Annotated in this window: 11 protein-coding genes; 8 read left to right on the forward strand and 3 right to left on the reverse strand. The window is 44.3% G+C overall.

Annotated elements, in window-relative coordinates; all coding sequences use genetic code 11:
- Window positions 1-100: 100 nt before the first annotated feature.
- Window positions 101-1648 (reverse strand): arylsulfatase, encoded by a 1548-nt coding sequence (locus B7360_RS22155; protein ID WP_085344631.1) that lies wholly within the window; start codon window positions 1646-1648, stop codon window positions 101-103.
- 330 nt (window positions 1649-1978) lie between these two features.
- On the opposite strand from B7360_RS22155, the gene B7360_RS22160 reads away from it, so the two are divergent.
- The 3 genes from B7360_RS22160 to B7360_RS22170 all read left to right on the forward strand — a co-directional run bounded on the left by B7360_RS22160 (window position 1979) and on the right by B7360_RS22170 (window position 5004).
- Complete coding sequence (locus B7360_RS22160) at window positions 1979-2350, forward strand: winged helix-turn-helix domain-containing protein (RefSeq protein WP_237310952.1); 372 nt, start codon at window positions 1979-1981, stop codon at window positions 2348-2350.
- An 89-nt stretch (window positions 2351-2439) separates the two neighbouring features.
- Entirely contained in the window at window positions 2440-4794 is a 2355-nt protein-coding gene (locus B7360_RS22165) for a fatty acid cis/trans isomerase (RefSeq protein WP_085344632.1), read from the forward strand.
- 18 nt (window positions 4795-4812) lie between these two features.
- A complete protein-coding gene (locus B7360_RS22170) occupies window positions 4813-5004 on the forward strand; it encodes a hypothetical protein (protein ID WP_005376565.1) in 192 nt (63 codons plus the stop codon).
- A 49-nt stretch (window positions 5005-5053) separates the two neighbouring features.
- Here the strand turns inward: B7360_RS22170 and torS are convergent, their stop codons facing one another.
- Window positions 5054-8017 (reverse strand): TMAO reductase system sensor histidine kinase/response regulator TorS, encoded by a 2964-nt coding sequence (torS, locus tag B7360_RS22175; RefSeq protein WP_085344633.1) that lies wholly within the window; start codon window positions 8015-8017, stop codon window positions 5054-5056.
- A 43-nt stretch (window positions 8018-8060) separates the two neighbouring features.
- Here torS and torT point away from each other — a divergent pair, with 43 nt between their 5' ends.
- On the forward strand, window positions 8061-9110 hold the full coding sequence (torT, locus tag B7360_RS22180) for a TMAO reductase system periplasmic protein TorT (protein ID WP_082244885.1): 1050 nt from the start codon (window positions 8061-8063) through the stop codon (window positions 9108-9110).
- A gap of 64 nt (window positions 9111-9174) precedes the next feature.
- Window positions 9175-9630, forward strand: a complete 456-nt coding sequence (locus B7360_RS22185) for a methylglyoxal synthase (protein WP_005376571.1) — start codon at window positions 9175-9177, stop codon at window positions 9628-9630.
- Window positions 9631-9707: 77 nt separating this feature from the next.
- Here B7360_RS22185 and helD read toward each other — a convergent pair whose 3' ends face one another.
- The gene (helD, locus tag B7360_RS22190; RefSeq protein WP_085344634.1) at window positions 9708-11777 is read right to left on the reverse strand and encodes a DNA helicase IV; all 2070 of its coding nucleotides are present in this window, start codon (window positions 11775-11777) and stop codon (window positions 9708-9710) included.
- A 323-nt stretch (window positions 11778-12100) separates the two neighbouring features.
- On the opposite strand from helD, the gene yccS reads away from it, so the two are divergent.
- The 3 genes from yccS (at window position 12101) to B7360_RS22205 (ending at window position 15052) form a co-directional block, all read left to right on the forward strand.
- Window positions 12101-14254: a YccS family putative transporter gene (gene yccS / locus B7360_RS22195; protein WP_085344635.1), complete on the forward strand. Its 2154-nt coding sequence runs from the start codon at window positions 12101-12103 to the stop codon at window positions 14252-14254.
- A 184-nt stretch (window positions 14255-14438) separates the two neighbouring features.
- Window positions 14439-14669, forward strand: a complete 231-nt coding sequence (locus B7360_RS22200; protein WP_046875991.1) for a hypothetical protein — start codon at window positions 14439-14441, stop codon at window positions 14667-14669.
- Window positions 14670-14749: 80 nt separating this feature from the next.
- Window positions 14750-15052: a hypothetical protein gene (locus tag B7360_RS22205; protein WP_005396673.1), complete on the forward strand. Its 303-nt coding sequence runs from the start codon at window positions 14750-14752 to the stop codon at window positions 15050-15052.
- Window positions 15053-15162 lie beyond the last annotated feature (110 nt).

Raw genomic sequence — 15162 nt, forward strand, 5'->3', positions numbered from 1 at the left:
TCTTTCACGCTTAGTCATAATGTCACCTGTTTTAGTATCGAGATGATCATACATCACCTCTTAATCAGGTGGCCAAATTCACTATGCCACTACAACTAGCCTACTTATTTGGGTTCTCTTTTAATTTCTCCATCACCTGATCGAGCGAGAAGCTTGCTGCTTTTTGCCTTGGCGGGAACTCTTTGAAGGTTTCTAGGAACTTACTCACGTACGCTTGTGCTGGCACTAACATGTATGCCCTATCCATCATCCAATCGTAATACGTGTTGGAGGTAACATCCGCAACTTCATAAGGGTCCATGCGCAAATTAAAGATTTTTGGTACCCTTAATGGTGTAAAAGGTTCAGCCCAAACGAGTAATGTGCCTTTTGCACGCTGCTCCAAAAAGACGATTTTCCAATTGTTGTATCGGATCGAACTCAAATCACCATCGTCAGTAAAGTAAAATATCTCTTCACGCGGTGCTTTCTCTTCATTACCAGTGAGGTATGGCAGGAAGTTATAGCCGTCGAGATGAACTTTGAATTTTTCGCCACCAGCACTATAACCCTTTAGCAGCTTCTCTTTGATGTTGTCATCACCAGCGGCAGCTACCAAAGTCGGCATCCAGTCCATGTGGTGCATGATGTCATTCGAGACAGAACCCGCTTTAATTTTGCCCGGCCAACGCACCATTGCAGGAACACGGTACGCACCTTCCCAGTTGGTATTTTTCTCGCCACGGAATGGCGTTGTACCCGCATCGGGCCACGAGTTCATGTGTGGGCCATTATCGGTTGAGTAGAAGACGATGGTGTCGTCTTTAATGCCTAAATCATCCACTTTTTTCAGTAGTTGACCAACGTGGTTATCGTGCTCCACCATCCCATCAGCGTAAGTACTGATGCCTGTTACCCCTGAGTTCTTTTCACTTACATGAGTTCGATAATGCATACGAGTCGAATTCCACCAAACAAAAAATGGTTTTTTCGCTTTTACAGCACGATCCATGAAGTCGAGTGCCGCATCTAACGTCTCTTGATCGACAGTTTCCATACGCTTACGAGTCAGAGGCCCTGTATCTTCAATTTTGCCGTCAGCGTAAGAGCGAATCACACCGCGTGGGCCAAACTTCTTACGAAACTCAGGATCTTTAGGGTAATCGACGTTCTCCGGTTCTTCCTCAGCGTTCAGGTGGTAAAGGTTACCAAAAAACTCATCGAAGCCGTGGTTAGTAGGGAGATGTTCGTCTTTGTCTCCCAAATGGTTTTTACCAAACTGACCTGTCATATAACCCATGGGCTTTAGAAGCTCTGCAATCGTCACATCTTCAGGTTGCAAGCCCAAATCGGCACCAGGAAGTCCCACTTTACTTAGACCCGTTCTGAGCACAGTCTGGCCAGTAATAAAGGTGGAGCGACCCGCAGTACACGATTGTTCACCGTAGTAATCCGTGAACATCATGCCCTCTTTCGCGATGCTGTCGATGTTTGGTGTTTTGTATCCCATCAAGCCAAAGGTGTACGCACTGAGATTGGACTGGCCAATATCATCACCCCAGATGACGAGAATGTTAGGTTTTTCTGCCGCGATACTGCTGCTTGTCGCGCCAATTAAAGCCGCGGCAAGAATCGCTAATCGGCGTTTAACGCCATATTTCGCTGTCATATAAACCTCTGTGTGTATTAGAAAAGAGCTTCCTGCAACAGAATGTATAGTCTAGAAATAGTGGATAAGCGAATCTTAGAAATAAGAACTTTAGATACATTAACAGCTGCTCTAGTCTCCAAAATAGCTGATTATTTGCTTTAGAAATTGTGGTAATGCTTATTGATTTGGCGATTTAAATTGGTGCTCTTTCCGTCGTAGAGTTATTTCTTCCATATCAGAATTTTGATATGACTCAGACATATTGCATTACAAATAAAATACAGCATTGATTTCACGCCAACATTAATGATAATAGTTTTTACTATCATTAATAATTAAAATACCAATATGTTTGAGTCTACCCTTTCGTCTGCTCCTAAGACGGCAGCTTCCGATTACGGTCTCAATAATGAATATGAGCTCGTACTGGACAAGCACAGCCATACTGTGATGATAAATCGTCCGCCAGACAAAAAGTTAGTTCAGCTTACAAGCGTTCAATTCGAGCTGCTCCGTACTCTGACTCATTATCAAGATCAAGTACTTAGCAAACCTTTCCTTTATGAAACGGTACTGAAGCGCACGTTCTCAGAGCATGACCGCGCACTCGATATGCACATTAGTAGAATAAGAAAACGACTGGTTAGCGAAGGGATTAACGCGGATCGAATTCAGACCGTTCATCGACAAGGTTATGTATTTAAGCATGCGAAAAAGTAAAGAAATCGCGGCGAACTGCTCCAACTTTTGGTAATTGACCGCTTATTTTGCTTTAATTAATGCAAATTCTAATCACGTAAAATAACTCAATGAATTTGCGCTTAATTTTTATACTTTGCATTGCTACATTGTTTGCTGGCTGTGCAACCTATGCGGGCCTTAACTATGACCAACTGTTTGGTCCACAGCTCGTTCGTGAACGTACGGCGGACGTAGCTACACCTCAAGCAAACTTTTTCCAAAGCGAAGTCAAACCCATTATGGATAACCGCTGTGTCGTCTGTCATGCGTGCTACGATGCACCATGTCAGCTTAAGCTTTCTTCCGTTGAGGGTATTGACCGTGGCGCGAGCAAAGCACTGGTATATGAAGGAACAAGACTTACTGCCGCCGCGCCAACACGCTTATTCGAAGATGCAGAAACAACCCAAGAGTGGCGTGATGCGGGTTTTCATCCGGTACTTAACGAACGTGATCAGAGCATGGCGGCCAACATTGATGCAGGCCTCATTGCACGTTTGCTACAACAAAAAGAACGCCACCCGCTGCCTGATCAAGTCCAGTTAGAAGGTTTTGATTTTTCGATAGACCGAGAACAAACCTGTCCAATAATTGAAGAGTACGAACAATACGAAAAAGATAACCCAACTTGGGGAATGCCTTTTGGTATGCCAAACCTATCAAACAGTGAATACCACACACTGATGACTTGGCTGGAAAACGGCGCGATAATGAACGTTCACCAACCAATTAGTGAACAAGAGCAAGCTCAAATCGACAAGTATGAAACTTTGCTCAATCGCGCTGATCTAAAAAATCAACTGATGGCTCGCTATATTTACGAGCATTTGTTTTTGTCTCACCTCTACTTTTCAGAACTCACTGAAGATCCTCGATTCTTTACGTTAGTTCGTTCTTCTACTCCACCGGGGCAACCAGTAAAACGTATTTCAACACGTCGCCCGTACGATGATCCCGGGGTTGAGCGCGTGTTTTATCGAATTATTCCAGAACAAGGGACGATTGTAGATAAAACGCACATGCCGTTCGCGTTAAACAAGCAACGTATTGAAAACTGGAACACATGGTTTATCGATGCTGATTACACGGTTAATCAACTACCGAGTTATGAACCTGAAGTTGCTGCAAACCCGATGACATCATTTATCGATCTTCCGGTTAAATCACGCTTCAAGTTTATGTTGGACAATGCGCAAAACACGATCATGGCTTACATTAAAGGGCCTGTTTGTCGTGGCCAACTTGCACTGAATGTTATCAATGATCGCTTTTGGATATTCTTTCTAGATCCAGATAAAGCAGATATCCCTGAAGTAAATGAGTTTTACCGCTCTCAGGCTGATAACCTAAGACTGCCAGCAGAGCAGGAAAGCAACACGCTACCTGTTACCAACTGGGTTAAATACGCGCGTCAGCAAGCTCGCTACCTAGAAGCCAAGTCTGAATTTACCAATAACTGGTTTAAGGAAGGCGAAAACCTATCCACCGACGTAATTTGGGACGGTAATGGCACCAACCACAATGCGGCATTAACGATTTTCCGCCACTTTGACAGCGCGTCAGTCGTACAAGGGTTAGTTGGCGAGCAGCCGAAAACGGTATGGATTCTTGACTACGCGTTACTAGAACGCATCCACTATTTGCTCGTTGCTGGGTTTGATGTGTACGGCAACTTCGGCCACCAACTCATGACACGAATGTTCATGGACTTCTTGCGTCTGGAAGGCGAAAGTAACTTTATCTCGTTGCTGCCAACCGACATGCGTCATGAACTGCAATCAAGCTGGTATAAAGATCAAAGTCCACAGTTAAGTGACTTTTTACAACGCAACGTGAAGCCATTTAACCAACCAACCAGCGTCGAGTACAAAACTGACGATCCAAAAACAGAGTTAGTCGAGTTGCTTAGAGAACGAGTTTCAGATGTTCTTCTTCCGCGCTACGAGATTAAAGATACTGAGCTTTCTGCTCAAAGTGAAAAACAGCTCCAACGTATTGGCCAAGTTCGTGGAGAAGGTCTGAAGACCGTTCCGCAAATCACCATGCTTATGGTGAGAAGCCCGTCTGGAAAAGATGAGTTGTTCACCCTACTTCACAATAATGCACACACGAATATTTCTAGCTTGTTTGATGAAGAAAGCAACCGGGACTTTGCTAACGATGATATGACTATCGTACGTGGCGTTGTGGGAAGCTACCCAGCGGCATTTTTCTCGATCAACGAAAATCAAGTAAAAGAATTTGTCGATCAATTTAGTGCCATCCAAAATGAATCCGATTACGTTAAGTTGTTGGATAATTTTGCGATTCGCAGAAGCTCAGAAAAATTCTGGCCGTTTAGCGATCGTCTGCACAATTGGTACCGTACAAAACAACCGATCGAATTTGGATTACTTGACTATAATCGTTTTGAGAATCGATGATGATTTAAGGGGGTTCTCATGGGTATCCGAGATAACATTGCCGCTCTTGAACAACAGATTTACGTTGCTTGTTCTGAGGGAGACTACGAAACGGTCAACATGCTTGAGCATCAACTCGAATACTTGCGTGGCAAAGTGGAGCATCCTTTTGATGACGACCCTTATGCCCTAGACACTCGATTCGAGTGGGAAGATGACATGACCGAATAGAAAAAACCTCCGGCTTGCCGGAGGTTTTTGTTTTTGGGATGCAATTGATTTACTTCGCCATCAACTCATCAAGAGCTTGAATTGATTCAGACACTTGAGACACCAATTGATCTTTAGTCGCCATGTAGGTATCTAAAGGTTGAGGCGCAGCTTCAATTTCTTGGCATGAGTTCATTAATGCCGTAAGCCCTAAACTCCCTGCGCTGCCTTTTAGTTTGTGAGCAAGGTTCTTCACTTCTTTACTGTCATTACCACCAGCAGACGCTTGCAGCTTGCTTAGTACATCGGCACTGGTCGTTCTAAACAGATTAATGATGTGCAACATCTTCTCCCTGCCCAAGATTTTCATATCGGACTCAATCACGCTCGGGTTAATGATGACCACATCTGATTCCTCTGTTTTAGGGACTTGAACAACCTTTGATTGTATCGCTTGTTCTTGAGACGAAGTTTGATCAAACGAGGTACAGTCGGCATTTTGTGGCAACAACAACGGTTTTCCATCCAGCACGTCCTGAATCAATGCCGCTAGAGCTTCTTTTGCCAATGGTTTAGGTAAATACCCGTCAAAACCTGCAGCTAAATAGCGCTCAACTTCTTCGGCAAAAACGTGCGCAGACACTGCGATCATAGGCGTAGCAGCAAGGGCTTTATTGGCTGGTTTGTTACATTCAATTTGTTTTAAACGTTGGATTAACTCGGTTCCATCACAGTCTGGCAAGTTGATGTCGACTAAAGCGATATCAAAATCCTGCGTGCTGATCAGTTGCTCTGCCTGTGAGCCGTTTTCTGCCATCACGACCTGGTGGCCCATGCTTTCTAAAAAGCCTTCCGCAACCACTCGGTTTACTTCATTGTCTTCTACCAACAAGACTTTCGCTTTCACTTTGCAGCGCGCGGTTGCCACTGCACCGGTTTCAACAGGCTCACTTTCCTCTAATGGAATGGAGAACCAGAATCGACTGCCATGTCCTTCTTCAGAATCGACTTCTAAAATACCGCCCATCGCTTCAATGATTCGTTTACTGATGGCAAGGCCAAGCCCCGTTCCTCCAGTTTGACTCATCCCACCTTCGGCTTGCGTGAAGGCATCAAACAACGTTCTCTGATCTTTTTTGGCAATACCTATCCCGGTATCTGATACTTCGAATAGGACTTGCGACTCATCCTCTGGGTTGAGGCTAACATAGATATCAATTTCACCTTCGTCAGTAAATTTAATCGCGTTTCCGACGAGGTTGTTCAGCACCTGACTGATTCTGGTGACATCCCCTTTCCAATAGCGACTTACATCACTTTCGATATGATAGGAAAACAACAGCCTCTTCTCTTGAGCTCGGCTGTTCATCAACTGGAAAGTGTCTTCAACCATTTGGTGTAAATCGAAGCCCATGTGGCGAATCTCTAAATGCCCAGCTTCAATCTTGGAGTAGTCCAGCACATCATTTAGAATCGCGAGCAACGTTTTACCACTGCGGTTGATGATTTCCGCATAACGCTTTTGAATAGGATTGAGGCCGGAGTCAATCAACAGACGTGCCGTTCCGAGCACCCCATTCATCGGCGTTCTGATCTCATGGCTCATGGTCGCCAAGAATGCTGATTTAGCTCGACTCGCTTGCTCTGCTTGCTTACGAGCTTTCGCGTGATTCAAAACCTCTTCATTCAAACGGCGGTTCGCTTGTTTTAACTGCGAAGTGCGTTGCTCAACGAGCTCTTCCAAATGCTCTTTGTGCTCTTCGAGCTCTCGCTTGGCTTGAGCTTCTCCCTCTGCGACCACTTTTAGCGCTTGCGCTGTATTTCGAGCCGTGATGATAGCTTGCCCCATATGCGCTAGCTCATCTTTGCCTTTTACCTCCAGCTCGACGGCTAAGTTACCCTGCGCCACAGAAAGCAGCGCAGCAGAGTACTCTGCCAATCGCTTAACCACAGAAAGGTATACAACACGCCATAAAATCAGCACCAACACAATCAAACCAACAATTGAAATCACCGTTAGAGACCACTGAGCGAATTTCAGCGTGCTCGTCAATTCATCCACAGCGACGGTTGTTGTTTTGTTTGAATCATCAACCAATTTGTTTACGGTACCATTCAGCTCCGAAAACAATTCCAGTGTCTTTTGCATCAGTTGTTGAGATTGTTCGTTATTCTCATACTGCTGCATCAAAATAGTGAACACGACCTGACGCTTACCGAGCTCTGTTAGTAGTTGGCTCATTTGTTTAGAGCGAGTGGGATCTTCTACGGCAAGCACACGGCGCTTCATGATTTTGAGATTACTTTCAAAATCACTTTGCACCTGCTGGATTCGCTCAATATTGGTTAATGTGCGAGCTTCTTCAATTTGATTCAGCATTTTAAAAGCCAATAAGTGCAGCTCATGCAATCGCTCTGTCAGATCTAGATCCACTTCCACCAGCGCATCTAGTGCCTGATAAACTTGCGATTTTTTATTCGATTCTAATAAGTCATAGATATGTGTGACGTTAGCAACGGCAATGGTGCTCGTGTTCTGAACTTGCGTGCGAGTTAGCTGTTCCAACTCTTCACTCAGTAAGCGCATCTCTTCGACACGAGTATCAATCTCTTTTGCCAGCCACAGCTTTCTTTCAACCGAAACACCAAGTTCTGCCAAGTTGTCGATAACGTTCTGGACGTTATTCTCGAGATCTTCTAGCAATTGAGAATCAAACGACTCACTCCCCAGCTCTTTGATATGAGTAAGCAATGATTCGAGCTGTTCGAAAAGCACACGCCCAGACTCTTTTCTTTCCTGCTCGTTTCTTGCGTTTGATAACAGTTGTACAGACGAAATGATGCGAGTACTCAACTCAGAGACTTGCCTCGCTTCAATCATGGCGGGAATTGCAGAATCCACGACATTTCTTTCCGTCTTGGCAACTAAAGAAAATCCAGACACACCAATAAGTGCCGATAACATAACCAGCATTGCCATCGCAATGAAAGACAACAAGAGTTTACGACCGATGCTTGCGGTTGCTAGCAACATATTTTCATGACCTTAATGTTCGTGTTCAGCGACATATTACGTTATATTTTGCAGTGTTTACTTAATCTATGCCAACGAACTTCATTTCATGGTTAAAAATCAACACGCATTTCGCACAATTTTCAAACATTCTGCAGTCACATTAGCCCTTGTCGCTTCTTTACCAGTGGTTGCAGCAGAAAAAGTATGTGCCATTTACCCTCACCTAAAGGATTCATACTGGTTATCAGTAAACTATGGAATGGTGTCCGAAGCGAAAAAAGAAGGCGTCGAGCTGAGAGTCCTTGAAGCGGGTGGCTACCCAAACAAAACGCGTCAAGAGCAACAACTCGCACTGTGCAGCCAATGGGGAGCAGATGCGATTGTCCTTGGGACAGTGGACCCACAGGCCTATGAACATTCGCTTAAGAATTGGGTCGGAAACATTCCTGTCTTTGCTACTGTGAACCAACTCGATCTGGATGAAGAGCAAAGTGAGCTGTTAAAAGGTACGGTCGGTGTTGACTGGCACTGGATGGGATACGAAGCAGGAAAATATCTGGCTGCTCGTCATCCAAAGGGATCAGGAAAAACAAACATTGCCTTACTTTTGGGGCCGCGTACTCGTGGAGGTACGAAGCCCGTGACTGCCGGATTTTATGAAGCGATCCAAGGAAGTGATATCAACATCGTTGACTCGTTTTGGGCAGACAACGACAAAGAGTTACAGCGTAACCTGGTTCAACGTGTGATTGATATGGGAAATATAGATTATATCGTTGGCAGCGCGGTTGCGATTGAAGCCGCTATCAGTGAACTGCGTAGCGCAGGCAAAGCTGAGGAGATCGGTTTGGTTTCTGTGTACTTAAGTCATGGTGTTTACCGAGGACTATTGCGTAACAAAGTGCTCTTCGCACCAACAGATAAAATGGTGCAGCAAGGCAGGCTTTCCGTCATGCAAGCAGCACATTACTTAAGGGGCAAAGAGTATGACAAACATGCCTCACCAACCATCAAACCACTGACTCCGAAGACACTTCATGACGATACGATCGAAGAATCGTTATCTCCGTCAGAATATAGGCCGACATTCCGTGTTAAGGCTGTTGATTGAAAGACAAAAAACGTGTTCTATTGAATAATAACAATTTTAAAATCATACAAACGGAAACATCTTGATGCAAAAAACCATTCGTACCATGCCAACCCACAAACATGTGGCTTTGGTTGCCCATGACAATTGCAAACCTGAGCTACTTCGCTGGGTAAAAGAAAACAAAGAAAAACTGCAGAGTCACTTTCTTTACGCGACTGGCACAACCGGACACATGTTGAGCAAAGAAACTGGACTGGCGATTAAGAGCATGATCAGTGGCCCAATGGGCGGTGACCAACAACTTGGCGCGCTCATTTCAGAAGGCAAAATCGACGTTCTCGTTTTCTTCTGGGATCCGCTAAACGCCGTACCTCACGACCCAGACGTTAAAGCGCTTCTTCGTATTGCTAGCGTTTGGAATATTCCTGTGGCAACGAACCGAGCCACCGCTAAGTTCCTGTTTAACTCCCCTCTTCTTGAGCAAGAAGTGGATATTGAAGTACCGGATTACGAAGCGTATCTTGCTGAACGCATGTAAGCTTTGATGCCAACCGAATAACGTAAAGGCGATACTGAGTATCGCCTTTATTATTTCTAAAATTCAGAACTCTGCCTTCAACGCGAAGTGATGATCGGATAATCGCCATTGACGAGCTCTTGAACAAATGCGGACCCAGCGCCAGTGTGCGTAATCCAAACTTTCTCTTTCGCACGCGTAATCGCCACGTAAAACAGCCTGCGCTCTTCTGCGTGAGGGAATTTGTCTTTGGACTCGGTCAATGCGCCATCAATGTGAATTTGCTTCTTCTTCGCAGGGAATTGCCCCTCATCCACAGAAAGAATAATGACAAAATCAGCCTCTCGCCCTTTACTCGCATGGCAAGTCATAAAACGAATATCGAGATTAGGAAAACGTCGCAACCAATCGTCATACAAGTCGGGCTTATGATAATGATTACGTCCTAACAATAAGACTGACTTGGTTTGCTTGGCTTGTTGATTCAATTGATCCAAGATCTTTTCAACTTGGTTACTCGGTGCGGTATGCACACTCTTCTGCTTACGTTGCTTGTGGCTATTTAGTGTTTTCGGCAATTGCGATGGGTTTTGCTGAACAAAAGTGTTTGCCACATCACCAATCTGATTGTTGAAACGATAAGTCGTATCTAGATGATGAACGGTAGAGTGAGCAAAGCGCTCTTTAAACCCAGTGATAAGATCGACGTCCGCACCAGCAAACTGATAGATGGCCTGCCAGTCATCACCAACCGCAAACAACGTCGCACCCGCTTGTTTCTGTGTGGATTCACACAGTGCTTCAATCAGTGCTAAACGGTCTGGAGAGATATCTTGGTACTCATCGACCATAATGAAGCGCCATGGGGAGACAAATTTCCCTTTATTTACATAATCTGTCGCACGACTGATCATGGTAGGGAAATCCACTTGATTGCTTTCTTTAAGCATTTTCTGCCACGCAGTAAAACATGGCCAACACAAGGCGAGTTCGCTGTTTAAACGAGTATAGTCTTGGTGATTTACCAACTTTTCTTGCACTTGCTTTTTGGTTAGCCCTACCGCAGCTAAGTGAGACAACTGAGAGTCTAGCCACGCGATCAGTTTTGGGTTTTCTGAGTGACTTCCTAACTCATCGTCCCCTTTTAAATAGGCAATCGGCCATTTGTCTAAATGTTTTTGCCAACGTTTAAAGTTAGTAGGCGTCATCCAATGCTTTTTCAGCCAATCTACACACCATGCTGTTCGCTGGTTGTCATCTAACGCCAACGGACTGATCTCAACAGGCTGTTGCTCAACTTGATTGAGTATATATAAGCCTAGTTGATGGAACGTATTCACACGCACACCGTCTGCGGCCATGCCTACTTTATCCACTAAACGCTCTTTCATTTCAGTCGCGGCATCACGACCGAAAGCCAGCATAAGCAACTCTTCTGCTTGAGCCTGGTGGCTTTGCAGCAAGTATGCAACTCGAGCCGTTAAAACACTGGTTTTGCCTGAGCCTGCGCCAGCAAGGACTAAGTTGTGATCATCGTTGAGCAACACCGCATATTGCTGGGATAAGTTTAAAGGCGAAGATTCTATGCGATTAAACAGCACTTCCCAATTCGGACGTTCTTCCTCAAGCCAATCACGATTACGCTCACCAAGCGTCGCAGACGTATCAACAAGCCAAGGTTCGATTTCCGCCATGCGATTCGGCATCCGCATTTTGGCTTCTTCTAGAGTGGTTTTCATTTCGCTTAACTCTTGGTTAAGACTTTCCACCCAGGAGACCACTTGAGAGTGCGATAGATAGGCAGGAAGATGCTTAAGTTTGTAGAGCTCTTCTTCCCACTTAGGTAGATACTCAGCCAGTTTTCGGCACTGAGTATTGTGCCATTCTTGATACTGACGAACAGCTTCAAGAGCAAACTTACGGCATTGTGGCCACGGTAGCCCTTGTACTAGCCAGCTTTGTTGTTTGCCTTCGTGCTCATGAGCAAAAAACTGCAAAGAGCTCCATAACAACCCACGCTTTACGCTAACTTTGCCATTCCAGATCGTAAAAGGAATATGTTCTTCACTGCCTATTGAGCTTAATAAAACACTGTTCTCTTTTATTTCGACGTGATGGTACTCATTTTGAATAAAAAACTGTGCTTTGCTAGTGGCAGTGAGCTGCATGAAACGTGCGCCTTTTAATTTAGAAGTTGTCGATTTATATCATTTTAAGGCGCCAAATTGTAGCAATGGCGAGCACCTAAGTAAGCATCTTCTTTTATTCTTTAATAAAATTCACATTACTGTCGATTTAGTAACCTAAAGCTCATTCTATTTGAAGCTGACTTTACAATTATAGACACATTGCGTGGCTGCTTTAGTATAAGTCAATGACATCCCTGTTGATTTTATCAGCAACAACGAATTTTTCTTAAAGTAAATCATAAACGCGCTATAGTGGGTTTGGTAGTATTCCCCCGTTCTTCATCGGAAACATAAGGCGCATTGTGCAAGCAACTTCTAAATTTCGGCTCTATTGGGCAAACAAGACCATAAATTACAGCGTTCTTATCCTAATCACCTTACTGGGTGTGGTTATCCCGACTTGGTACTTCGAGCAAAACACGCTGATCACGCCTCTAATATTAGGCGTTATTGCTGCTGCTTTGGCAGAGAGTGATGACAGCTTCACTGGGCGCATCAAAGCGCTGATTCTGACTTTTCTCTGTTTTGCGCTCGCCGCTTTCTCAATTGAAATCTTATTCGACACCCCTTGGGCATTTGCATTAGGGTTATTTATCTCAACCTTTGGTTTTATCATTCTTGGAGCGATAGGTCCTAAATATGCGAGCATTGCTTTTGGCTCTTTGCTGATCGCCATTTACACCATGCTTGGCGCACATGAAAGTACTAACATTTGGTTTCAGCCACTGCTGCTTTTAACTGGTGCGGCTTGGTATTACTTCATGTCGATGATTTGGCAGATATTTTGGCCTCTTCAGCCTGTGCAACAAAGCTTAGCCAATGTGTTCTTCCAAATGGCAAATTATCTCGATGCGAAAGCCAAGCTTTTTCACCCTGTCACCAACCTAACGCCACAGCCACTTCGGATTGAAGCCGCCAAGTGCAACGCTGCGACGGTGATGGCGCTAAACGCTTGCAAAACCACATTACTAAATCGCTCGAAACGCGGCCACATTGATGGCCCTAGTGACCGATTCTTAAATATCTACTTCATCGCTCAAGACATCCACGAACGAGTCAGCTCTAGCCATTACCGCTATCAAGATTTAGCAACTGAATTTGAACGTTCTGATGTGCTGTTTCGTTTTAAATATCTTTTGGAATCTCAAGCCCAAGCGTGTCGTGATATTGCATTAGCGATTCAGCTAGGGAATGAATACTCACATACCGATCAGTCCATCTTGGCCTTAGCTGAAGTGCAAAATTCACTTGCTTACTTAGAAGAACAAAAGCAAGGACACTGGAAACGTCTGCTAATGCAGTTAACATATTTATTCAATAACTTAGCGACGGTAGAAAAGCAACTGAATAACATTAACAACCCAGATGTTGAGGGCCTAGAGGAAGATACGCTCGCCGATACTAACCCGCACACATTAAAAGCCATGTGGCAGCGTATATCCGCGAATTTACACAAAGATTCGATGCTGTTTCGACACGCATTGCGTATGTCGATTGCCTTGACGATTGGTTATGGAATCATTCAAGTATTCAACATCGACCGAGGTTACTGGATACTCTTAACCACTCTCTTCGTGTGTCAGCCGAACTACAGCGCAACACGTCAAAAATTGACAGCGCGAGTCATAGGCACATTAGCTGGTTTGTTAATTGGCGTACCATTACTGACTTTCTTCCCTTCTCAAGAAAGCCAGTTAGTATTCATCGTTATTTCTGGCGTGATGTTTTTCGCCTTTCGGATGAACAATTACGGATACGCAACCGGTTTTATCACACTACTGGTCCTCTTCTTATTCAACCAGTTAGGTGAAGGTTACGCGGTTGTGCTTCCTCGACTAGCTGATACCCTCATCGGGTGTGTACTTGCTGTAGGAGCCGTGCTGGTTATTTTGCCAGATTGGCAATCGAGAAGGCTGCACAAAGTCATGTCGGATGCGATAGAGGCTAACAAACAGTATCTCGATCAGATCATTGGTCAGTATCGAATTGGTAAAAAGGACAACTTGAGCTATCGCATTGCTCGTCGTCAAGCCCATAACAGTGATGCCTCACTTTCTTCTGCCATCAGTACAATGCTTGCGGAACCTGGTAAATATCGTGCTGCCGTTGATGAGAGCTTCCGCTTCTTAACGTTAAATCACGCAATGCTGAACTATATTTCTGCTCTTGGCGCGCACCGAACTCGCATTGAAGATGAGTCTATTCATAAGCTCGTTTTAGATGCACACCGCTGTATTCATCAGCATTTAGACGTTCTCCATAAACAGCTTCACCAGCATTGCGAAGAGTGCGATTTATCTAATATTGACGATGCGGGACTCGAGCAACGCTTAAATGAGTGGCGAGATGAAGATGATAGTTCCGCTCGCATGGTATTGCAGCAACTTCACCTTATCTATCGCATGCTCCCAGAGCTACATTCACTCGCCAGTAAGTTTGCAGTGAGGGTTAACTAGTAACACACGGATAGAAAAGGGAAGCGGATTGTCGCTTCCTTTTTTCTTTCTACTTTTCTATCTACCCCAAAGTGGGTAATTATATACCTTCATAGGAAAAATCTGACGTATCACTTAACGCACCTTGACAATATTCGGACAAAAAGCAATCGATCAAATTCTAATCTATCTAGGTTGAATAAATATGTTGTATCCAAAGGACGAAGAACTTCGGGAAATGAAGGATAAACCGAATTACAACGAGGGTATTGAGATGAACGCACAACAATTTAATGAACTTAAACAAAAGCTCAGCGATTTAACGGCGAGTCAGTTGAAATCATTACAGGGTGAGATAAGCGTAAAGTTAAACAAAACGCAAAACCCAGTACTTTCTGTTGAAGAGCGAGAAATGCTTTCTAAACTGTTTGCTTAATCAAATCATTGATATAAAACACTTGAACGTTTTATAAACTCCACCTATGCTCTCATTAGCATAGTATTGGGAGTGGTGATATGCCTGTATCAGGAATTCAATCTGGGCACCAAATTGTTCAGATGTCACAGCAGATGGCTGAAAAAGCCGCGCATGGCATTAATGATAATTTAGGTAAAGTGAAAGAAGAGATCGCTTCTCACAACATCGATTTGGCTAAAGTGGCAGATGTCGCAATAACCGCTTCAACTCCTAGCCTCCCCTCTCAAAAAGTTGAATCACTCATCAACCTTACGCAAGCTGCAGGTTACAACCGAGTGGGTGCGTCCGTCATTGAGAAAAACAATGAAGTCATTGGCAGCTTACTCGATATTCACGTCTAAAACTTCTTAGTTCCGACCTGTCACTACAAATCCGTAACAAGCCCTCTTTTGCTACCTAATGTTGTGCTATTTCGATTCAATAAGTCTCGATAAAAACCAATAACTCCCAA

Source organism: Vibrio sp. ArtGut-C1 (assembly GCF_002105475.1).
GTDB classification, from domain to species: domain Bacteria; phylum Pseudomonadota; class Gammaproteobacteria; order Enterobacterales; family Vibrionaceae; genus Vibrio; species Vibrio diabolicus.

Bases quoted from the DNA above. Each gene is read 5' to 3' on its own strand.
- B7360_RS22165 (WP_085344632.1), top strand. From the start codon at position 2,440: ATGAATTTGCGCTTAATTTTTATACTTTGCATTGCTACATTGTTTGCT.
- B7360_RS22200 (WP_046875991.1), top strand. From the start codon at position 14,439: ATGTTGTATCCAAAGGACGAAGAACTTCGGGAAATGAAGGATAAACCG.
- B7360_RS22170 (WP_005376565.1), top strand. From the start codon at position 4,813: ATGGGTATCCGAGATAACATTGCCGCTCTTGAACAACAGATTTACGTT.
- B7360_RS22160 (WP_237310952.1), top strand. From the start codon at position 1,979: ATGTTTGAGTCTACCCTTTCGTCTGCTCCTAAGACGGCAGCTTCCGAT.
- torS (WP_085344633.1), bottom strand. From the start codon at position 8,017: ATGTTGCTAGCAACCGCAAGCATCGGTCGTAAACTCTTGTTGTCTTTC.
- B7360_RS22155 (WP_085344631.1), bottom strand. From the start codon at position 1,648: ATGACAGCGAAATATGGCGTTAAACGCCGATTAGCGATTCTTGCCGCG.
- helD (WP_085344634.1), bottom strand. From the start codon at position 11,777: ATGCAGCTCACTGCCACTAGCAAAGCACAGTTTTTTATTCAAAATGAG.
- B7360_RS22185 (WP_005376571.1), top strand. From the start codon at position 9,175: ATGCAAAAAACCATTCGTACCATGCCAACCCACAAACATGTGGCTTTG.
- B7360_RS22205 (WP_005396673.1), top strand. From the start codon at position 14,750: ATGCCTGTATCAGGAATTCAATCTGGGCACCAAATTGTTCAGATGTCA.